This is a genomic window from Rhodoplanes sp. Z2-YC6860 (genome assembly GCF_001579845.1).
In the GTDB taxonomy this organism is placed as follows: Bacteria; Pseudomonadota; Alphaproteobacteria; order Rhizobiales; family Xanthobacteraceae; genus Z2-YC6860.
Genome location: NZ_CP007440.1, coordinates 7,515,773 through 7,531,782 on the forward strand (window position 1 = coordinate 7,515,773; position 16,010 = coordinate 7,531,782).

The window sequence follows — 16,010 nt, forward strand, 5'->3', positions numbered from 1 at the left end:
TTGCTGTCCAGAATGCACATCCGCGCTCCGAAAGATTTCTGGTCAGGCGTCATGTTCATCGCCTTCGCGGCGGTGGCGTTGATCGCCTCGCATTCCTATTCGCTCGGCCGCGCCGGGCGGATGGGGCCGGGGTATTTCCCGCTGCTGCTCGGCTGCGCGCTGGTGCTGATCGGACTCATTCTGATCGTCCGCTCGTTTTTCACCGCTGGCGACCGGATCGAACCGATGCGGCTTTTGCCGCTCGGCATCATCGCGGCCGGTATCGTCGTCTTCGGCTTGCTGCTGCAGCCGCTCGGCCTGGTGCTGGCGCTGCTCGCCGTGACCGTGATCACGGCCTTCGCCAGCCGGGAGTCGCGGCCGCTCGAAATCGCGGCACTGGCTGTGGTCCTCACGGCGTTTTCGGTCGGCATCTTCGTGGTGGCGCTGAGATTGCCGCTGCCGATCTGGCCGGCATTCCTGTAGAGCGCCGCGCCATGGACGTCTTCCACAATCTCGCACTCGGCTTCAGCGTCGCGCTGGGCTTGCAGAACATCGCGTACTGCTTCATCGGCGCACTGCTCGGCACTCTGGTCGGCGTGCTGCCCGGCATCGGGCCGGTCACCACCGTGGCGATGCTGCTGCCGATCTCGTTCACGCTCGATCCGGTGCCGGCCATGATCATGCTCGCCGGCATCTATTACGGCGCGCAGTACGGCGGCTCGACCACCGCGATCCTGGTGAAGATTCCCGGCGAAGCCTCGTCCGTGGTCACCACCATCGACGGCTACGAGATGGCACGGCAAGGTCGCGCCGGCCCCGCGCTCGGCATCGCCGCGCTCGGCTCGTTCTTCGCCGGCTGCGTCGCGACGCTGCTGATCTGCTTTGCCGCTCCTCCGCTCGCCGCCATCGCGCTGAACTTCGGCCCGGCCGAGTATTTCTCGCTGATGGTGTGCGGCCTGATCGCCGCTGTCGTGCTGGCGCGCGGCTCGGTGGTGAAGGCGACCGGCATGGTGGTGCTCGGTCTGCTGCTTGGCATCGGCGGCACCGATGTGAACTCCGGCGTGCGCCGCTTCACCTTCGGTCTGACGGGCCTCGCCGACGGCATCGAGTTCGTCGCGCTGTCCATGGCGGTCTACGGCATCGCCGAGGTCGCGACCAATCTCGAACGCAAGGAGGAAGAGGTCGACGTCACGGCCCGGATCGGCAGCGTCCTGCCGAGCTGGGACGACATCCGCATCTGCATTCCCGCGGTGTTGCGCGGCACCATCCTTGGCTCGCTGCTCGGTGTGCTGCCGGGCGGCGGCGCGCTGCTCGCGGCGTTCGGCGCCTATACGCTGGAGAAGAAGGTCGCAAAGCCCCCGCGCCGCTTCGGCGAAGGCGACATCCGCGGTGTCGCCGCGCCCGAGTCCGCCAACAACGCCGGCGCGCAGACCTCGTTCATCCCGACGCTGACGCTCGGCATCCCGTCGAACCCGACGATGGCGATGATGATCGGCGCGCTGATGATCCACGGCATTTCGCCCGGGCCGCGCGTCATGACGGAACGGCCAGAGCTGTTCTGGGGCGTCATCGCCAGCATGTGGATCGGCAACCTGATGCTGGTGGTGCTCAACCTGCCGCTGGTCGGCATGTGGGTGAAGCTGCTGCGCATTCCCTACCGGCTGATGTTTCCGGCGATCGTCGCGTTCTGCTGCATCGGCGCCTACACGGTGAACACCAACATCTTCGATGTCTACGTGATGGCGTTCTTCTCGGTGTTCGGTTACGTCTGTCTCAAGCTCGACTGCGAGCCCGCACCGCTCATTCTCGGCTTCGTGCTCGGCCCGCTGATGGAGGAAAACCTCCGGCGGGCGCTGCTCATTTCGCGCGGCGACATCATGGTGCTGGTGCAGGAGCCGATCAGTCTCGCGTTCCTGATTGCCGCAGCATTGCTGCTCATCGTTATCATGGCGCCCGCGATCCGCCAGAAGCGCGAAGAAGCGTTGCAGGAATAGCGTCTCGCGGTAAGCTTCGAGAGGGAGCGACGGCCGGGCGATACGAAAGGACGCCGCGAATGCGTTTTGCTGCTGCCGTGGCAGTGCTGACGCTGCTGACCGCCAACGCTCGAGCCCAGAGCGTCGAGGAGTTCTACAAGGGCAAGACGATCAATCTTGCGATCGGCTTCTCGGCCGGCGGCGGCTACGATCTCTATGCCCGCCATCTCGCCCGCCACATGAGCCGGCACATCCCCGGCCATCCGACGATCGTGCCGCAGAACATGGCCGGCGCAGGCTCGCTGCGCGTCGCGAACTTCCTCAATACGGTGGCGCCGAAGGACGGCACCGTGTTCGGCACCTTCACCCGCACCGTCGGTGTCATCAATCCGCTGCTGGACATGGGCGCGACGTTCGACGCCACCAAATTCACCTGGCTCGGCAGCATCACCGAGGACGTGAGCCTCTGCGTCACCTGGCACTCAACCGGCGTGAAGACCTGGCAGGACTTCATCACCAGGCCGATCACACTCGGCAGCGATGGCGCGAACTCGGAGCCGGACATCTTCGCCCGCCTGCACAAGAACGTGTTCAATGCGCCGATCAAGGTGGTCGCAGGCTACCCGGGCACCAACGAGATCATGCTGGCGATGGAGCGCGGCGAAGTCGACGGCCTGTGCAGCCTGTCCTGGACCACGATCAAGACCCGCCACGCGAACTGGCTCAAGGACGGCAAGATCAACCTGATCTCGCAGGCGTCGTTCGAGAAGACCCCCGAGGTCGGCGATGTTCCGCTGATGACCGAGCAGACGAAGGACCAGGAGAAGCTGCAAATCCTGAAGCTGTTCACGCTCACGCAGGCCATGGGCCGGCCGTTCGCGGCGCCGCCCGGCGTTCCGGCCGACAGAAAGGCTGCGCTGGTCGCGGCGTTCAACGCCACCATGCAGGACCCCGACTATCTGGCCGAAGCAAAAAAGCTCGAGCTCGACATCAATCCGGTGAGCGGCAAGGCAATTGACGATCTTCTCGCAGAGGTCTACGCGACGCCCAAAGACGTGCTGAAGAAAGCCAGCGAGATGGCGACGAAGTAAATCGCTCGCGCGCTCACGTTGCGGCAGGACCTGTCCCGCAGGCTCGAACGCAGCGCTGCTGGTACAAGCGGTAAGCTTCTTGCAAGGGCGGCGGCCGGACAGAAATCAAAAAGGATGTCATCAATGCGTTTCGTCGTTGCCGTGGCCGGGCTGTCGTTGCTCGCCGGTTCCGCTCAGGCCCAGAGCGTCGAGGAATTCTACAAAGGCAAAAATATCAATCTCGCGATCGGCTTCTCGGCCGGCGGCGGCTACGACCTCTATGCGCGCCAGCTCGCCCGTTACATGGGCAAGCATATCCCCGGCAATCCGAACATTGTGCCGCAGAACATGCCCGGCGCGGGATCGCTGCGCGCGGCAAACTTCATCTACACGGCGGCGCCGAAAGACGGCACCGCGTTCGGCATCTTCGCCCGCACCACGGGCATCAACCCGCTCCTGGAGAACGGCGCGACCTTCGACAGCACCAAGTTCTCCTGGCTCGGCAGCGTCACCGACGATGTGAGCCTTTGCGTCACATGGCACGCGACCGGCGTGAAGACCTGGCAGGACTTCATCACCAAGCCCACCGCGCTCGGCGGCGAAGGACCGAGCTCGGAGCCGGACGTTTTCGCGCGGCTCTACAAGAATGTGTTCAACGCGCCGATCAAGCTCGTGTCGGGCTATCCGGGCACCAACGAGATCATGCTGGCGATGGAGCGCGGCGAGGTCGACGGCCTGTGCGGCGTCTCCTGGAGCACGCTCAAGACCCGCAACGCGAAATGGCTGAATGACAAGAAAATCAATCTGATTTCCCAGGCATCTTTCAAGAAAATCCCCGAGATCGGCGATGTGCCGCTGGTGATCGAGCAGACGCAGGACAAGGAGAAGCAGCAGATTCTCAAGCTGTTCCTGGCGGCCCAGGAAATGGCCCGGCCGTTCGCCGCGCCTCCTGGCATCCCGGCCGACCGCAAGGCCGCGCTGGTGGCGGCCTTCGATGCCACCATGCAGGATCCGGAGTATCTCGCCGACGCCAAGAAGCTCGAACTCGACGTCAATCCGGTGAGCGGCAAAACCATCTCGGACCTGCTGACCGAGGTCTACGCGACACCCAAAGACGTGCTCAAGAAGGCCGGCGAGGCTGTGACGAAATAGTCGTTCCGCCACCGATCCGTGCAATCGGTGATCCTGGTTCGCCGCGCGTCGGGCGCGGCAACGCTACAATCGACAATCTCTTCCGGAAGTGCATAAGGTTTCCGCAACAAGCAGAAACCGGCCTTATCGGGAGGATGTGCAGATGCGTTTTGTCGTTGCCTTGGCGGCGCTGTCAGTGCTCGCCGGCTCGGCTCAGGCCCAGAGCGTCGAGGAATTCTACAAGGGCAAGACCATCAACCTTGCGATCGGCTTCTCGGTCGGCGGTGGCTACGACCTCTACGCCCGCCATCTCGCCCGCCACATGGGCAAGCATATCCCCGGCAATCCGACCATCGTGCCGCAGAACATGGCGGGCGCGGGCTCGCTGCGCGCCGCGAACTTCATCTATACGGCGGCGCCGAAGGACGGCACGGCGTTCGGCACCTTCGCCCGCACCACCGGCATCAATCCGCTGCTCGACAGCGGCGCAACATTCGACGGCACCAAGTTCTCCTGGATCGGCAGCGTCACCGACGACGTGAGCCTCTGCATCACCTGGTACACCACCGGCATCAAGACGTTTGACGACTTCATGAAGAAGCCCAGCAACCTGGGCGGCCAGGGGCCGAGCTCGGAGCCGGACATCTTCGCGCGCCTCTACAAGAACGTGCTCAACGTGCCGATCAAGCTCGTCCCCGGCTATCCCGGCACCAACGAGATCACGCTGGCGATGGAGCGCGGCGAGGTCGACGGCCTGTGCGGCATCTCCTGGAGCACGGTCAAGACCCGTCACGCGAAATGGCTCAAGGAGAAGAAGATCAATCTCATTTCGCAGACCTCGTTCAAGAGGGTGCCCGAGATCGGTGACGTGCCGCTGATGTTGGAACAGACGCAGGACAAGGAGAAACTCCAGATCCTGAAGATCTTCGTGGGCGCCCAGCAGATGGCCCGGCCGTTCGCGGCGCCCCCCGGCATCCCGGCCGACCGCAAGGCCGCTTTGGTGGCAGCCTTCGACGCCACCATGAAAGATCCGGAATACCTCGAGGACGCCAAGAAGCTCGATATCGACGTCAATCCGGTCAGTGGCAAGGCGATCGAGGACCTGCTGGCCGAGATCTATGCTTTGCCGAAAGACGTGCTGAAAAAGGCTGGCGAGGCGGTTACGAAATAGGACAACCCAGCCGGGTGGAACCTGCCATCGGGGCGGGATAGAATCATCACGCGCGTTTCGATCGGGCCAGCCCGAACGGGGAGAGCGTGATGATTACTGTCCCAGAACTCGCCGCCGACGCACTGGGCAACTTCCTCACCGACTTCATGGAGCGGCGGTTTGGCTCCTCCAAAGAGGGGCTGGTCGGCCTGGTGCCTTCCGTGGCCCGTGTCGCGCTGGAATGCATCGGCAACAGCGACGCGCTCTATCACAACGTTGAGCACACCATGCTGGTGACGCTCGCCGGTCATGAGATCATGCGCGGACGCGCGCTCCACAGCCGCTTGCTGGTGGCCGACTACGCGCACTTCATTATCGCCTGCCTCACGCACGACATCGGCTATGTGCGCGGGATCCTGCCGGGCGACGACGAAAACGGCTATGTGATCGATACCGCCGGCAAGAAGATCAAACTGCCCCGCGGCGCTTCCGACGCAGCGCTGATGCCGCATCATGTCGACCGCTCCAAGTTGTACATCACGGAGCGCGTCGAAGGCAGCAGACTGCTCGATGCCACGCGCATTGCCAGGGCGGTCGAGGGCACGCGCTTTCCGACCGCCATGCCCGCCGAAGTCGAGGACATCGACGAGGAAGCGGGGCTGCTCCGCGCCGCCGACCTGATCGGCCAGCTCGGAGACCCCAATTACATCCGCAAGTCCAATGCGCTCTATTTCGAATTCGAGGAGGTCGGCCTCAACAGCCAGCTCGGCTATGAGTCGCCGGCCGACCTCGTCGACAAGTATCCGCAGTTCTATTGGAACAGCGTCGCACCCTACGTGCAGACCGCCATCAAATATCTCCACGTCACCGCCGCCGGACGCCAGTGGATCGCCAACCTCTATTCCAATGTGTTCCGCGCCGAGCGCGAAATCGTCCTCACCGGGCCGCAGAAGTAACCCACCGTGTCGCATGACGCCCCGTGAATCGCAGAGTGATAGCCTATAACTCGCTGTTGCGATTTTGCTCCCTCTCCCGCTTGCGGGAGAGGGGACCTGTGGCCGCGCCCGCGAACAAATCCATTGCCTGCGTGAATAGGCCGGACTGTCATGGAACCGCGATAAACCCATGAAACGCTGCCCATCGGGGTCAACTCGAGCTCGGTCGGCTCGAATCTGGGGAGCGTGCCGTGATCACCGTTCCGGAGCTTGCCGCCGACGCGCTCGGCGGCTTCATTGCCGCCTACATGGAGCGCCGGTTCGGCTCCTCGGAGGGACGGCTGGTCGAACTCGTGCCGTCGATCGCGCGCATCGCGCTGGAATGCATCGGCAACAGCGACGCGCTCTATCACAATGTCGAACACACCATGCTGGTGACACTCGCCGGCCATGACATCTTGCGCGGCCGCGCGTTGCACACCCACATGCCGCCGGCCGACTACGCGCACCTGATCATTGCCTGCCTCACCCATGACATCGGCTATGTGCGCGGCATTCTCCCTGGCGACGACCAGGACGGCTATGTCATCAACTCCGCCGGCCACAAGGTGAAGCCGCCGCGCGGCTCCTCCGATGCGGCGCTGTTGCCGCACCACGTCGACCGCTCCAAGCTGTTCATCATGGAACGCATCCAGGGCATCGACCTGCTCGATGCACATCGCATTGCCCGGGCGGTCGAAGGCTCGCGTTTCCCGAGCAAGATGCCGGCCGAGGTCGAGGAGATCGACGAGGAGGCGGCGATGCTCCGCGCCGCCGACCTGATCGGCCAGCTCGGCGATCCGCACTACATCCGCAAAGCCAATGCGCTCTACTATGAGTTCGAGGAAGGCGGGCTGAACCGTCAGCTCGGCTATGAATCGCCGGCCGATCTGGTCAACAAGTATCCGCAGTTCTACTGGAACTGCATCGCGCCCTATGTGCAGACCGCGATCAAGTATCTGCACGTGACCGCCAGCGGCCGGCAATGGGTCGCCAATCTCTACTCCAACGTATTCCGCGCCGAACGCGACATTTCGCTGTGCGGGCCGCAGAAGTAGCGAGTCCATTCCGGCGGCCGGAACACGGATTGTGCAATTGCCTCCATGCGTTGGCCGGGCTTGTCCCAGCCTGCCGCCTTTTGCTTAATGGCCTTGAAGACGTGGGTACCCGCGAGGTGGGCGCGCAGCGGCGCGGTCCACCTGACCGCAACGCGGGCACGACTGTTGAAAGGCCAGAGACTTGTCCCAGACGTCCACTATCGGCTCCCGCATCGTCCGCCTCGAAGACGAGCCGTTGCTGCGCGGCAAAGGCCGCTTCGTCGACGACATCAAGTTGCCCGGCGTCTGGCATGCCGCCTTTGTGCGCAGCCCGCATCCGCACGCCCTGATCAAGAGTATCGACAAGGACGCCGCATTGGCGATGCCGGGCGTCCACGCCGTGCTCACGCTCGACGACCTGTCCGAGGTGATGGTCAGCCGGCGCATGGTGCGGCATTCCAACTCGGGCATGCCGCTCGACAAGTGCTGGGCCTACGCGCTCGCGCCGGGCGAGGTGAGCTATGTCGGCGAGCCGGTGGCTCTCGTCATCGCCGATGCCCGTTACCTCGCCGAGGATGCTGCGGCTCTGGTGATGGTGGACTATGAGCCCCTGCCCGTTGCGGCAGACGTGCGCACCGCAAAGGAATCCGCACCGGTCCGCCGCGAACTCAACAGCAACGTCATCACGACCTACAAGGTGTCGTTCGGCGACGCCGACGCAGGCTTTGCCAAAGCGGCCCATGTGTTCAAGCAGGAGCTGTGGCAGCACCGCGGCGGCGCGCACTCCATCGAAACGCGCGGCATCGTCGCGGAGGTCCGCAGCGCCGACGGCGGCATCACGGTGCACGCCTCGACCCAGAAGGCGCACGACCTCAACCAGTCGCTGACCTTGCTGATGGATTTCGACCAGGGCCTGCGCGTGGTCGCGCCCGACATCGGCGGCGGGTTTGGCGCCAAGCTCTGCGTCTATTCCGAGGATGTCGCGGTGGTGGCCGCGGCCAAACTCTTCGGCCATTCGATCAAATGGGCCGAGGATCGCCGCGAATACTTCACCAACGCGGTGCACGAGCGCGACCAGTATTGGCAGCTCGAGATCGCGGTCGATGCCGATGCGAAGGTTCTCGGCATCCGCGGCAAGCTCCTGCACGACACCGGCGCCTACACGCTGCAGGACCCTAACATCCCCTACAACTCGACCTCGACCATGAGCGGGCCCTACATCATTCCGGGCCTGTCGATCGACGTCACCATCGCGATGACCAACAAAACGCCCGTCTCGTCGGTGCGCGGCGCGGGCTATCCGCAGGCCGCGTTCGCGATGGAGCGGCTGCTCGATCTCGTCGCCCGGGAGATGAAGCTCGACCGCGCCGAGGTGCGGCGGCGCAATCTCATCCCCGCCAGCAAGATGCCGTATCGCAAGGCGCTCAAGGCGCGCTCCGGCGCGGCGATGGAGTACGACAGCGGCGACTATCCGGCCTGCCAATCCGAGACGCTGAAGGCGATCGGCTGGGACGATTTCAAGAAGCGCCAGAGCGAGATGCGCGCCAAAGGCCGCTATCTCGGCCAGGGCCTCGCCCATGGCGTGAAGGGCTCGGGCCGCGGCCCGTTCGAGTCAGGCCTGGTGCGCGTCTCGCGCACCGGCAAGATCACGGTGTTCACCGGCGCTTCTGCGATGGGGCAAGGCCTCGGCACTGCGCTGGCGCAGGTCGCCGCGGCCCAGCTCGGCGTCGATGTCTCGCGGGTCAAGGTCGTTGCGGGAGACACCGGCGGCGTATCGCTCGGTCTCGGCGGCTTTGCCAGCCGTCAGACCGTCACTGCGGGTTCGTCGGTGCATCTTGCAGCGAAGGCGGTGGCGGAAAAGGCCAAGAAGGTCGCCTCGCATGTGCTCGAGGCCGACGAGAACGATCTCGAATTGAAGGACGGCGAGGTCCGCGTCGCGGGCGCGCCGCAGCTCAACGTCAAGCTTTCCGAAATTGCGCGCATCCTGGCCGGCGCGCCGGGCTACGGCTTTCCGGCCGGCGTCGACCCGGGGCTCGAGGCCAATGCCAACTGGCGCACCGACGCGCTCGCTTATGCCAACGGCTGCCACGCCTGCGAGGTCGAGGTCGACGCCGAGACCGGCGAGGTGCGCATCGTGCGCTACGTCGCGATGCAGGACTCCGGCATCCTGATCAATCCGATGATGGTCGAAGGCCAGATCCACGGCGGCGTGGTGCACGGCATCGGCAACGCGCTCTACGAATGGATGGGCTACGACGAGGCCGGCCAGCCCGTGACCACCAACTTCGCCGACTATATGCTGCCGACCTCGACCGAAGTCCCGATGCTCGACACGCTCTACAAGGAGACGCGATCTCCGCTCAATCCGCTCGGCGTGAAGGGTGTCGGCGAGGCCGGCACGATCCCATGCGCCGCGGCTTTGATCTCCGCGGTCGAGGACGCGCTCTCACCATTCGGGGTGCGGATCGGCCAAGTCCCACTGCCGCCAATGACCATCATGTCGATGATCCTGAACGGCAAGTGACCGCGGCAGAGATTGCCCCAGTGCTTCAGTGGTCGGCTGATCCGAAGTAGCGAGAGCCGAACAGCACCAAGACCCAGATCGCAAACAGGATCCCGATCGAGACCCCAAGAACGGAAATTCCGCTCAGCATCATATCGCCCTCCCTTGCTGGCCCTCCCTCTGATGGGGAGAATCCAGCCGCCACTCTAGCATGGAAATCAGCTGATCAACTCGCTGGCGCGGGCGCTGAGCGTGGGCGAAATGTTGAGGCCTAGGGCCCTGGCGGTCTTCCGGTTGATGACAAGCTGATAACCGGACGCGGTCTGTACCGGCAGGTCGGCCGGCTTGTCGCCCTTGAGGATGCGGTCGACATAGTCGGCCGCGAGACGATACTCCGCCTTCTGGTCGGGACCGTAGGACATCAGCCCGCCGGAGGTCACGAATTGGCGGTCGGCATAGATCGCCGGCAGCTTGAAGCGTGCCGCAAGCCGCACGATCGTGCTGCGATCGCGAGACGACGATTCCGGAATGGTGACGATCAGGCCGCCGTTCGGCGTGCGCGAAAAGCCTGTGATCGCACGCTCCAGGTCACGCAGGCTGTCGGCGTCGAGCGCGAAGGCTTCGATCCCCAGCGCCGGCGCCACATCCGAAATCGCCGCGATCTGTCCGTGATCGGTGGTGGCGTCCGGATCGCGGATGATCGCGACACGCATCACATTCGGCGCAATCAGTTTGAGCATCTCGGGCCAGGAAATGCTCGCGCCATATTCGGATCGGCCGACGCCGGTGATGTTACCGCCCGGCTGCTCCAGCGATTTGACGAGCCCCACGCCGGCCGGGTCAACCACGTTGACGAACACCACCGGAATATTGCCTGCCGCGGCCGCGAGCGCCTCGGCCGATACGCGATCCACCGCGACCAGGATGTCCGGTGACTGGCCAGCCAAGTCTTTGGCGGTTTGCGTCATGCCGCGGTCATCGCCTGCGGCAGACAGCCGCGCCTCGATCTGCAGATTCCGGCCGTGAGTCCAGCCCTTCGCCGCAAGCCCGTCTTGCAGTGCATCAAGCCGGGCCAACGCGTCGCGGTCGTGGCGGTCGCCTGACGTCAACACGCCCAGCCGGCGCACGCGCTCGGGCGGCAGCGGCACCTCCGGCGAAGGCAATTCCGTTGGTGGCGCAGGCATTTGGTCGGGAGTCTGGTCGTTGGCTTCCTGGCCGAACGCCGTCAACGGTGCGAGCAGCGGCATGACTGCCGCATTGCCAAGGAGCACCATGAGCTCGCGCCGCTGCATTCGCAGCTCACAACGCCGTTCGGCCGAATTGGTTCGATGGCCGCGCATCACATCGACGGCATCGCATTACTCGGCCTTGATGTGGGCTTCCTTGACGACACGGCTCCATTTTTCGAGCTCGCGCTCCATGAAGTCTGCGAACTCGGCCGGCGTGTATTTCACGATGTCGGCGCCGTCGGCGTCCGCCTTCTGCCTGAAATCGGCGCTGTCCTGGATTTCGGCGATCTCCTTGTTCAGGCGCGCAACGATCGCTGGCGGCGTGCCGGCCGGCGCCGCAAGTCCGATCCAGTTGCCGGCCTCATAGCCCGGCACGCCGCCTTCATCCATGGTCGGCACATCCGGCAAAACGCGGCTTCGCGTCTTGCCACTGACGGCGAGCGCGCGGAGCTTGCCGTTCCTCACATGCGGCGCCAGCGTCGTCACGGTCGCCATGATCGCCTTGGTGTGCCCGCCGCTCACGTCGATGATCGCGGGCCCGGCGCCGCGGAACGGAACGTGCGTGAGATCGACGCCCGCCACCAGCTTGAACAACTCCATGCCCAAATGGGGTGAGCCGCCGACGCCGCCGGAGCCGTACTGGATGTCGCCCGGCTTCGACTTGGCCAGCGCGACGAATTCCTTGAGGGTTTTCGCCGGCACATCCGGATGGATCGCCAGCGCATTCGGGCTCGACGCAAAGATCGCGATCGGCGCAAAGGCGTTCAGCGAGTCATAAGGCAGCTTGTAGAGCGCCGGATTGACGGCATGCGCGATCGAGACGATCAGCAGCGTGTGGCCGTCGGGCGCCGACTTCGCCACCAGTTCCGAGCCGACGATTCCGCCGGCACCGGTCTTGTTCTCGACGACGAACTGCTTGCCGAGCCGTTCGCTGAGCTGGGCGCTGACGGTGCGCGCGAGGATATCGTTGATGCCGCCCGGCGCGAACGGCACGATGACCCGCACCGGTCTGCTCGGATAGTCATCCGCCTTGGCGGATGCGGCGAAGACGAGACCCAGGCAGGCAGCCGCCAACGATCTGATGAACACCCGCGACATGCCCGCTCCCTCCGCTTGGCACTTTCTTGGCGCTTTTGCGCTCGATGCGCAGATAGCGCGAAAGCGGACGGCCGCTCAATACACAGCATGACGCAGGGCAGCGGGTCGGCCGTTATTCGGGTTTGACGTTGGCGTCCTTGACCACCTTGCCCCATTTGGCGATTTCGCTGTCGATGAACGCGCCGAACTCGGCCCCGGTGAGCTTCTCGGCGATGGCCCCGCGGTTTTCGAGCTGCTTCTGCACGTCGGGCAGCTCCAGGACTTCCGAGACCTCCTTCTGCAACTTCTCGACGATGAATTTCGGGGTTCCGGTCGGCACAACAAAACCGATCCAGTTGGTGGCCTCGTATTGCGGGAAGCCGGCCTCGATGAAGGTTTGCACGTTGGGCTCCGACGGCAGCCGCGCCTTGGCGCTGACCGCGATGCCCTTCAGCTTGCCGTTGCGGATGTGCGGCGACAGCGTCGAGGTCGAGCTCATCACCGCCTTGGTGTTGCCGGCCACCACGTCGATCGCGGCCGGACCCGCACCGCGGAACGGGATGTGCAAGAGCTCGATGCCGGCCTGCATCCGGAACAGCTCCATGCCGAGATGCAGCGAGCCGCCGACGCCCGCGGAGGCGTATTGGATGTCGCCCGGCTTCGACTTGGCGAGTGCAATGAATTCGCTGACCGTGTTGGCCGGGAACGACGGATGCACCGCCAGCGTGTTGGGGCTGGTCAGAAGCAGCGCCACCGGCTCGAAGGCTTTGCGCAGGTCGTAGGTGAGATTGTAGAGCGCCGGATGCACCGCGTTGGCGACCGAAATCACCGCGATGTTGTAGCCGTCGGCAGGAAGGTGCGTGGCGTATTCCGTGCCCACCATGCCGCCGGCGCCAGACTTGAATTCGATGATGAACTGCTTGCCCAGCCGCTCGCTCAACTGCGTGGTGACGATGCGGGCGCCGGTTTCGTTGATACCGCCCGGCTCGAACGGCACGATGACCCGCACCGGCCGGGTTGGATATTCATCGGCCGCTTTGGCGGGAACGGCCAAAGCGATTGCAATTGCAGCAGCTGCCAGTCGTCCGCGCATGGCTGTCGGGGCCCTTTCGGCGTCTCGTTTTCCGGCGCGCCAAGCATGCGGACTTGAGAGGAATAATTCAACACAAAGGGAGCATGCAGCCTGCGCATGCCCCCAACGACGCTGTGATTAGCCGGCCAGCGGCGGGAACCGGATCGTGCTAAATTGTTCCGCATTGCGGAGGGCGCGGACCATGAACCTTGATTTCTCGACGTTTACCTGGGTGCACGTGATCATCAGCCTGGTTGGCATCGTCACCGGCTTCGTCGTGATGAAGGGCCTGCTGGCATCGCAGCGGCTCGACGACTGGACCGCGGTGTTCCTGGCCACGACCGCGCTGACGAGCCTCACCGGCTTCGGCTTCCCGTTCGCGAAGCTTCTGCCATCGCACATCGTCGGCATCATCTCGCTGGTGGTGCTGCTGATCGCGATCGTGGCGCGCTATGCCTTCGGCATGAGCGGCGGCTGGCGTCCGGCCTATGTGGTGACCGCGCTGGTGGCGCAATGGCTCAACGTGTTCGTGCTGATCGCGCAGCTTTTCCAGAAGGTCACGGCACTGCATGCGCTGGCGCCGAATGGGTCCGAGCCGCCATTCCTGATTGCCCAAACCGTGGTCATGGTGGTGTTCATCATCGTCGGCATCGCCGCACTGCGGCGTTTTCACCCGGTAACCGGCCAACCGGCGACCGCTTAAGGACCGCCTTCGACTTTCGATCCGCTTGCGGCGGGCCACCCCCGCAACGCATGCTGTCGCACAACTGTCGCCCAAGCGCCGTAATCCAAAAGCGCGTCCGGGCGACCGCCCGGAGGAGAGCGACATGCTGCGTTCGATCAAGCAACTGGCCGGCTGCGTTGCTGCGCTGACAGTCATCGGCACCGGAGCCGCCCTGGCGCAGGCCGATTGCCCGCGCGGCGAACTCGACAAGGCCTACTGCGACCGCAATGGCGATCTGGTCGCCGACGCGCCGACCGATCCCAAGCAACTGGTCAATCCGTCGACGCTGATCTTTGCCTATACGCCGGTCGAGGACCCGGCTCTGTACACCAAGGTATGGGACGGCTTCCTGCGACACGCCGAAAAGGTGACGGGAAAACGGGTCGTCTTCTTCCCGGTCCAATCCAACGCCGCTGAGATCGAAGCCATGCGCTCGGGCCGCTTGCATATCGCGGGCGTCAGCACCGGGCCAACGCCGATCGCCGTCAACTGCGCCGGCTATGTCCCGTTCGCCATCATGGGCACGCAAGGCGGCACCTTCGGCTACGAGATGGAAATCATCGTGCCGGCCGACAGCCCGATCAAAACGCCGGCCGATCTGAAGGGCAAGAAGGTGGCGTTCACTGCGCCGACATCGAACTCGGGCTTCAAGGCGCCGTCAGCCATTCTCGAATCGGAGTTCAACCTCAAAGCCGAGCGCGACTTCACGCCGGTGTTCTCCGGCAAGCACGACAACTCGGTGCTCGGCGTCGCCAACAAGGACTACGACGCGGCGGCGATCGCCAACGAGGTGATGTTCCGCATGTTCGAGCGCAAGGTGGTCGACAAGGCGAAGATCCGGACGATCTACAAGTCCGAGACCTTCCCGACCACGAGCTACGGCTATGCGCACAACCTCGATCCGAAGCTCGTCGAAAAGATCAAGGAGGCGTTCTTCACCTTCCCGTGGGAAGGCTCGGCGCTGAAGGCCGAGTTCAAGACCGAGGACCGTTTCGTACCGATCACCTATCAAAAAGACTGGAGCGTCATCCGCAAGATCGATGCCGCGACCGGCGTGAAATACACCTGCAAGTAACTGCCCAAATAACTGCTGTCGTCGAATGGGAAAGACCAAAATGCCGCTGAAAGGATCGCTGACCTCAATCGCCGCACTCGCGGGTGTGCTGTTCATGTCGGGCGCGGCGCTCGCACAGGAAGACTGTCCGCGCGGCACGCTGGACAAGGCCTACTGCGATCGCAACGGCGATCTGGTCGCCGATCTGCCGACCGATCCAAAGAAGGTCGTCGATCCTTCGGCGTTGATCTTCTCATACACACCGGTCGAGGACCCGGCCGTTTATCAGAAGGTCTGGGACGGCTTCATCAAGAATATGGAGAAGGTCACCGGCAAGCGCGTGGTGTTCTTCCCGGTGCAATCGAACGCCGCGCAGTACGAGGCGATGCGCTCGGGCCGCCTGCACGTCGCGGGCGTCAATGCCGGTGGCAATGCACTCGCGGTGAACTGCGCAGGCCTGGTGCCGTTCGCGATGATGGCCGCGAAGGACAACAGCTTCGGCTACGAGATGGAAATCATCGTACCGGCCGACAGCCCGATCAAGACGCCGGCCGATCTCAAGGGCCATAAGGTCGCCTTTACCGACGCCACGTCCAACTCGGGCTTCAAAGCCCCCTCGGCGATCCTCAAGGCGGATTTCCATCTCGAAGCACAACGCGACTTCGAGCCAGTGTTTTCCGGCAAGCACGACAATTCGATCCTCGGCGTCGTCAACAAGGATTACGAGGCGGCTGCCGTCGCCAACTCTGTGCTCAACCGGATGATCGAACGCAAGGTGTTCGACCCGGCCAAGATCCGCTCGATCTACAAGTCGGAGACCTTCCCGACCACGGGCTATGGCTATGCCCACAACCTCGATCCAAAGCTGGTCGAGAAGATCAAGGAAGCCTTCTTCCAGTTCCCGTGGGATGGGTCGGCGCTCGCGGCCGAGTTCAAGAAAGAAGGCAAGTTCATCCCGATCGAGTACAAGAAGGATTGGGCGGTGCTCCGCAAGATCGACGAGGCGACCGGCGTCAAGTACACTTGCAAGTGAGTTG

General features: G+C 64.0%; 14 protein-coding genes. 11 read left to right on the plus strand and 3 right to left on the minus strand.

The genetic code is table 11. The features are described from left to right. The 8 genes from RHPLAN_RS34950 to RHPLAN_RS34985 all read left to right on the plus strand — a co-directional run bounded on the left by RHPLAN_RS34950 (position 1) and on the right by RHPLAN_RS34985 (position 9,838). A complete protein-coding gene (locus RHPLAN_RS34950) occupies positions 1–462 on the plus strand; it encodes a tripartite tricarboxylate transporter TctB family protein (protein WP_157100682.1) in 462 nt (153 codons plus the stop codon). Between the two features lie 11 nt (positions 463–473). Then, a complete protein-coding gene (locus RHPLAN_RS34955) occupies positions 474–1,973 on the plus strand; it encodes a tripartite tricarboxylate transporter permease (protein WP_068028672.1) in 1,500 nt (499 codons plus the stop codon). A gap of 59 nt (positions 1,974–2,032) precedes the next feature. Beyond that, positions 2,033–3,043, plus strand: coding sequence for a Bug family tripartite tricarboxylate transporter substrate binding protein (locus RHPLAN_RS34960; protein WP_068028675.1), 1,011 nt, complete (start codon positions 2,033–2,035; stop codon positions 3,041–3,043). Between the two features lie 123 nt (positions 3,044–3,166). Continuing rightward, positions 3,167–4,174, plus strand: coding sequence for a Bug family tripartite tricarboxylate transporter substrate binding protein (locus RHPLAN_RS34965; protein ID WP_198164628.1), 1,008 nt, complete (start codon positions 3,167–3,169; stop codon positions 4,172–4,174). Positions 4,175–4,316: 142 nt separating this feature from the next. Then, the gene (locus RHPLAN_RS34970) at positions 4,317–5,324 is read left to right on the plus strand and encodes a Bug family tripartite tricarboxylate transporter substrate binding protein (RefSeq protein ID WP_068028680.1); all 1,008 of its coding nucleotides are present in this window, start codon (positions 4,317–4,319) and stop codon (positions 5,322–5,324) included. 89 nt (positions 5,325–5,413) lie between these two features. Continuing rightward, entirely contained in the window at positions 5,414–6,259 is an 846-nt protein-coding gene (locus RHPLAN_RS34975) for a metal-dependent phosphohydrolase (protein WP_068028683.1), read from the plus strand. A gap of 230 nt (positions 6,260–6,489) precedes the next feature. Next, the gene (locus tag RHPLAN_RS34980; protein ID WP_068028686.1) at positions 6,490–7,335 is read left to right on the plus strand and encodes an HD domain-containing protein; all 846 of its coding nucleotides are present in this window, start codon (positions 6,490–6,492) and stop codon (positions 7,333–7,335) included. Between the two features lie 181 nt (positions 7,336–7,516). Then, the gene (locus tag RHPLAN_RS34985; RefSeq protein WP_084246190.1) at positions 7,517–9,838 is read left to right on the plus strand and encodes a xanthine dehydrogenase family protein molybdopterin-binding subunit; all 2,322 of its coding nucleotides are present in this window, start codon (positions 7,517–7,519) and stop codon (positions 9,836–9,838) included. A 197-nt stretch (positions 9,839–10,035) separates the two neighbouring features. Here RHPLAN_RS34985 and RHPLAN_RS34990 read toward each other — a convergent pair whose 3' ends face one another. The 3 genes from RHPLAN_RS34990 to RHPLAN_RS35000 form a co-directional block, all read right to left on the minus strand. Further along, entirely contained in the window at positions 10,036–11,109 is a 1,074-nt protein-coding gene (locus RHPLAN_RS34990; protein WP_068028692.1) for an ABC transporter substrate-binding protein, read from the minus strand. 66 nt (positions 11,110–11,175) lie between these two features. Further along, positions 11,176–12,144, minus strand: a complete 969-nt coding sequence (locus RHPLAN_RS34995) for a Bug family tripartite tricarboxylate transporter substrate binding protein (protein WP_068028695.1) — start codon at positions 12,142–12,144, stop codon at positions 11,176–11,178. A gap of 112 nt (positions 12,145–12,256) precedes the next feature. Further along, positions 12,257–13,216: a Bug family tripartite tricarboxylate transporter substrate binding protein gene (locus RHPLAN_RS35000; RefSeq protein WP_084246194.1), complete on the minus strand. Its 960-nt coding sequence runs from the start codon at positions 13,214–13,216 to the stop codon at positions 12,257–12,259. Positions 13,217–13,397: 181 nt separating this feature from the next. Here RHPLAN_RS35000 and RHPLAN_RS35005 point away from each other — a divergent pair, with 181 nt between their 5' ends. The 3 genes from RHPLAN_RS35005 (at position 13,398) to phnD (RHPLAN_RS35015) (ending at position 16,006) form a co-directional block, all read left to right on the plus strand. Further along, on the plus strand, positions 13,398–13,898 hold the full coding sequence (locus tag RHPLAN_RS35005) for a hypothetical protein (RefSeq protein ID WP_068028701.1): 501 nt from the start codon (positions 13,398–13,400) through the stop codon (positions 13,896–13,898). A gap of 124 nt (positions 13,899–14,022) precedes the next feature. After that, positions 14,023–14,994 (plus strand): phosphate/phosphite/phosphonate ABC transporter substrate-binding protein, encoded by a 972-nt coding sequence (gene phnD / locus RHPLAN_RS35010; RefSeq protein ID WP_068028704.1) that lies wholly within the window; start codon positions 14,023–14,025, stop codon positions 14,992–14,994. A 94-nt stretch (positions 14,995–15,088) separates the two neighbouring features. After that, entirely contained in the window at positions 15,089–16,006 is a 918-nt protein-coding gene (gene phnD / locus RHPLAN_RS35015; RefSeq protein ID WP_442971839.1) for a phosphate/phosphite/phosphonate ABC transporter substrate-binding protein, read from the plus strand. Positions 16,007–16,010: the final 4 nt, after the last annotated feature.

Excerpts from the sequence above, each read along its gene's own strand:
- RHPLAN_RS34955 (WP_068028672.1), top strand. The coding sequence starts at position 474 with ATGGACGTCTTCCACAATCTCGCACTCGGCTTCAGCGTCGCGCTGGGC.
- RHPLAN_RS34960 (WP_068028675.1), top strand. The coding sequence starts at position 2,033 with ATGCGTTTTGCTGCTGCCGTGGCAGTGCTGACGCTGCTGACCGCCAAC.
- RHPLAN_RS34965 (WP_198164628.1), top strand. The coding sequence starts at position 3,167 with ATGCGTTTCGTCGTTGCCGTGGCCGGGCTGTCGTTGCTCGCCGGTTCC.
- RHPLAN_RS34970 (WP_068028680.1), top strand. The coding sequence starts at position 4,317 with ATGCGTTTTGTCGTTGCCTTGGCGGCGCTGTCAGTGCTCGCCGGCTCG.
- RHPLAN_RS34975 (WP_068028683.1), top strand. The coding sequence starts at position 5,414 with ATGATTACTGTCCCAGAACTCGCCGCCGACGCACTGGGCAACTTCCTC.
- RHPLAN_RS34990 (WP_068028692.1), bottom strand. The coding sequence starts at position 11,109 with ATGCAGCGGCGCGAGCTCATGGTGCTCCTTGGCAATGCGGCAGTCATG.
- RHPLAN_RS34995 (WP_068028695.1), bottom strand. The coding sequence starts at position 12,144 with ATGTCGCGGGTGTTCATCAGATCGTTGGCGGCTGCCTGCCTGGGTCTC.
- RHPLAN_RS35000 (WP_084246194.1), bottom strand. The coding sequence starts at position 13,216 with ATGCGCGGACGACTGGCAGCTGCTGCAATTGCAATCGCTTTGGCCGTT.
- RHPLAN_RS35005 (WP_068028701.1), top strand. The coding sequence starts at position 13,398 with ATGAACCTTGATTTCTCGACGTTTACCTGGGTGCACGTGATCATCAGC.
- phnD (WP_068028704.1), top strand. The coding sequence starts at position 14,023 with ATGCTGCGTTCGATCAAGCAACTGGCCGGCTGCGTTGCTGCGCTGACA.
- phnD (WP_442971839.1), top strand. The coding sequence starts at position 15,089 with ATGTCGGGCGCGGCGCTCGCACAGGAAGACTGTCCGCGCGGCACGCTG.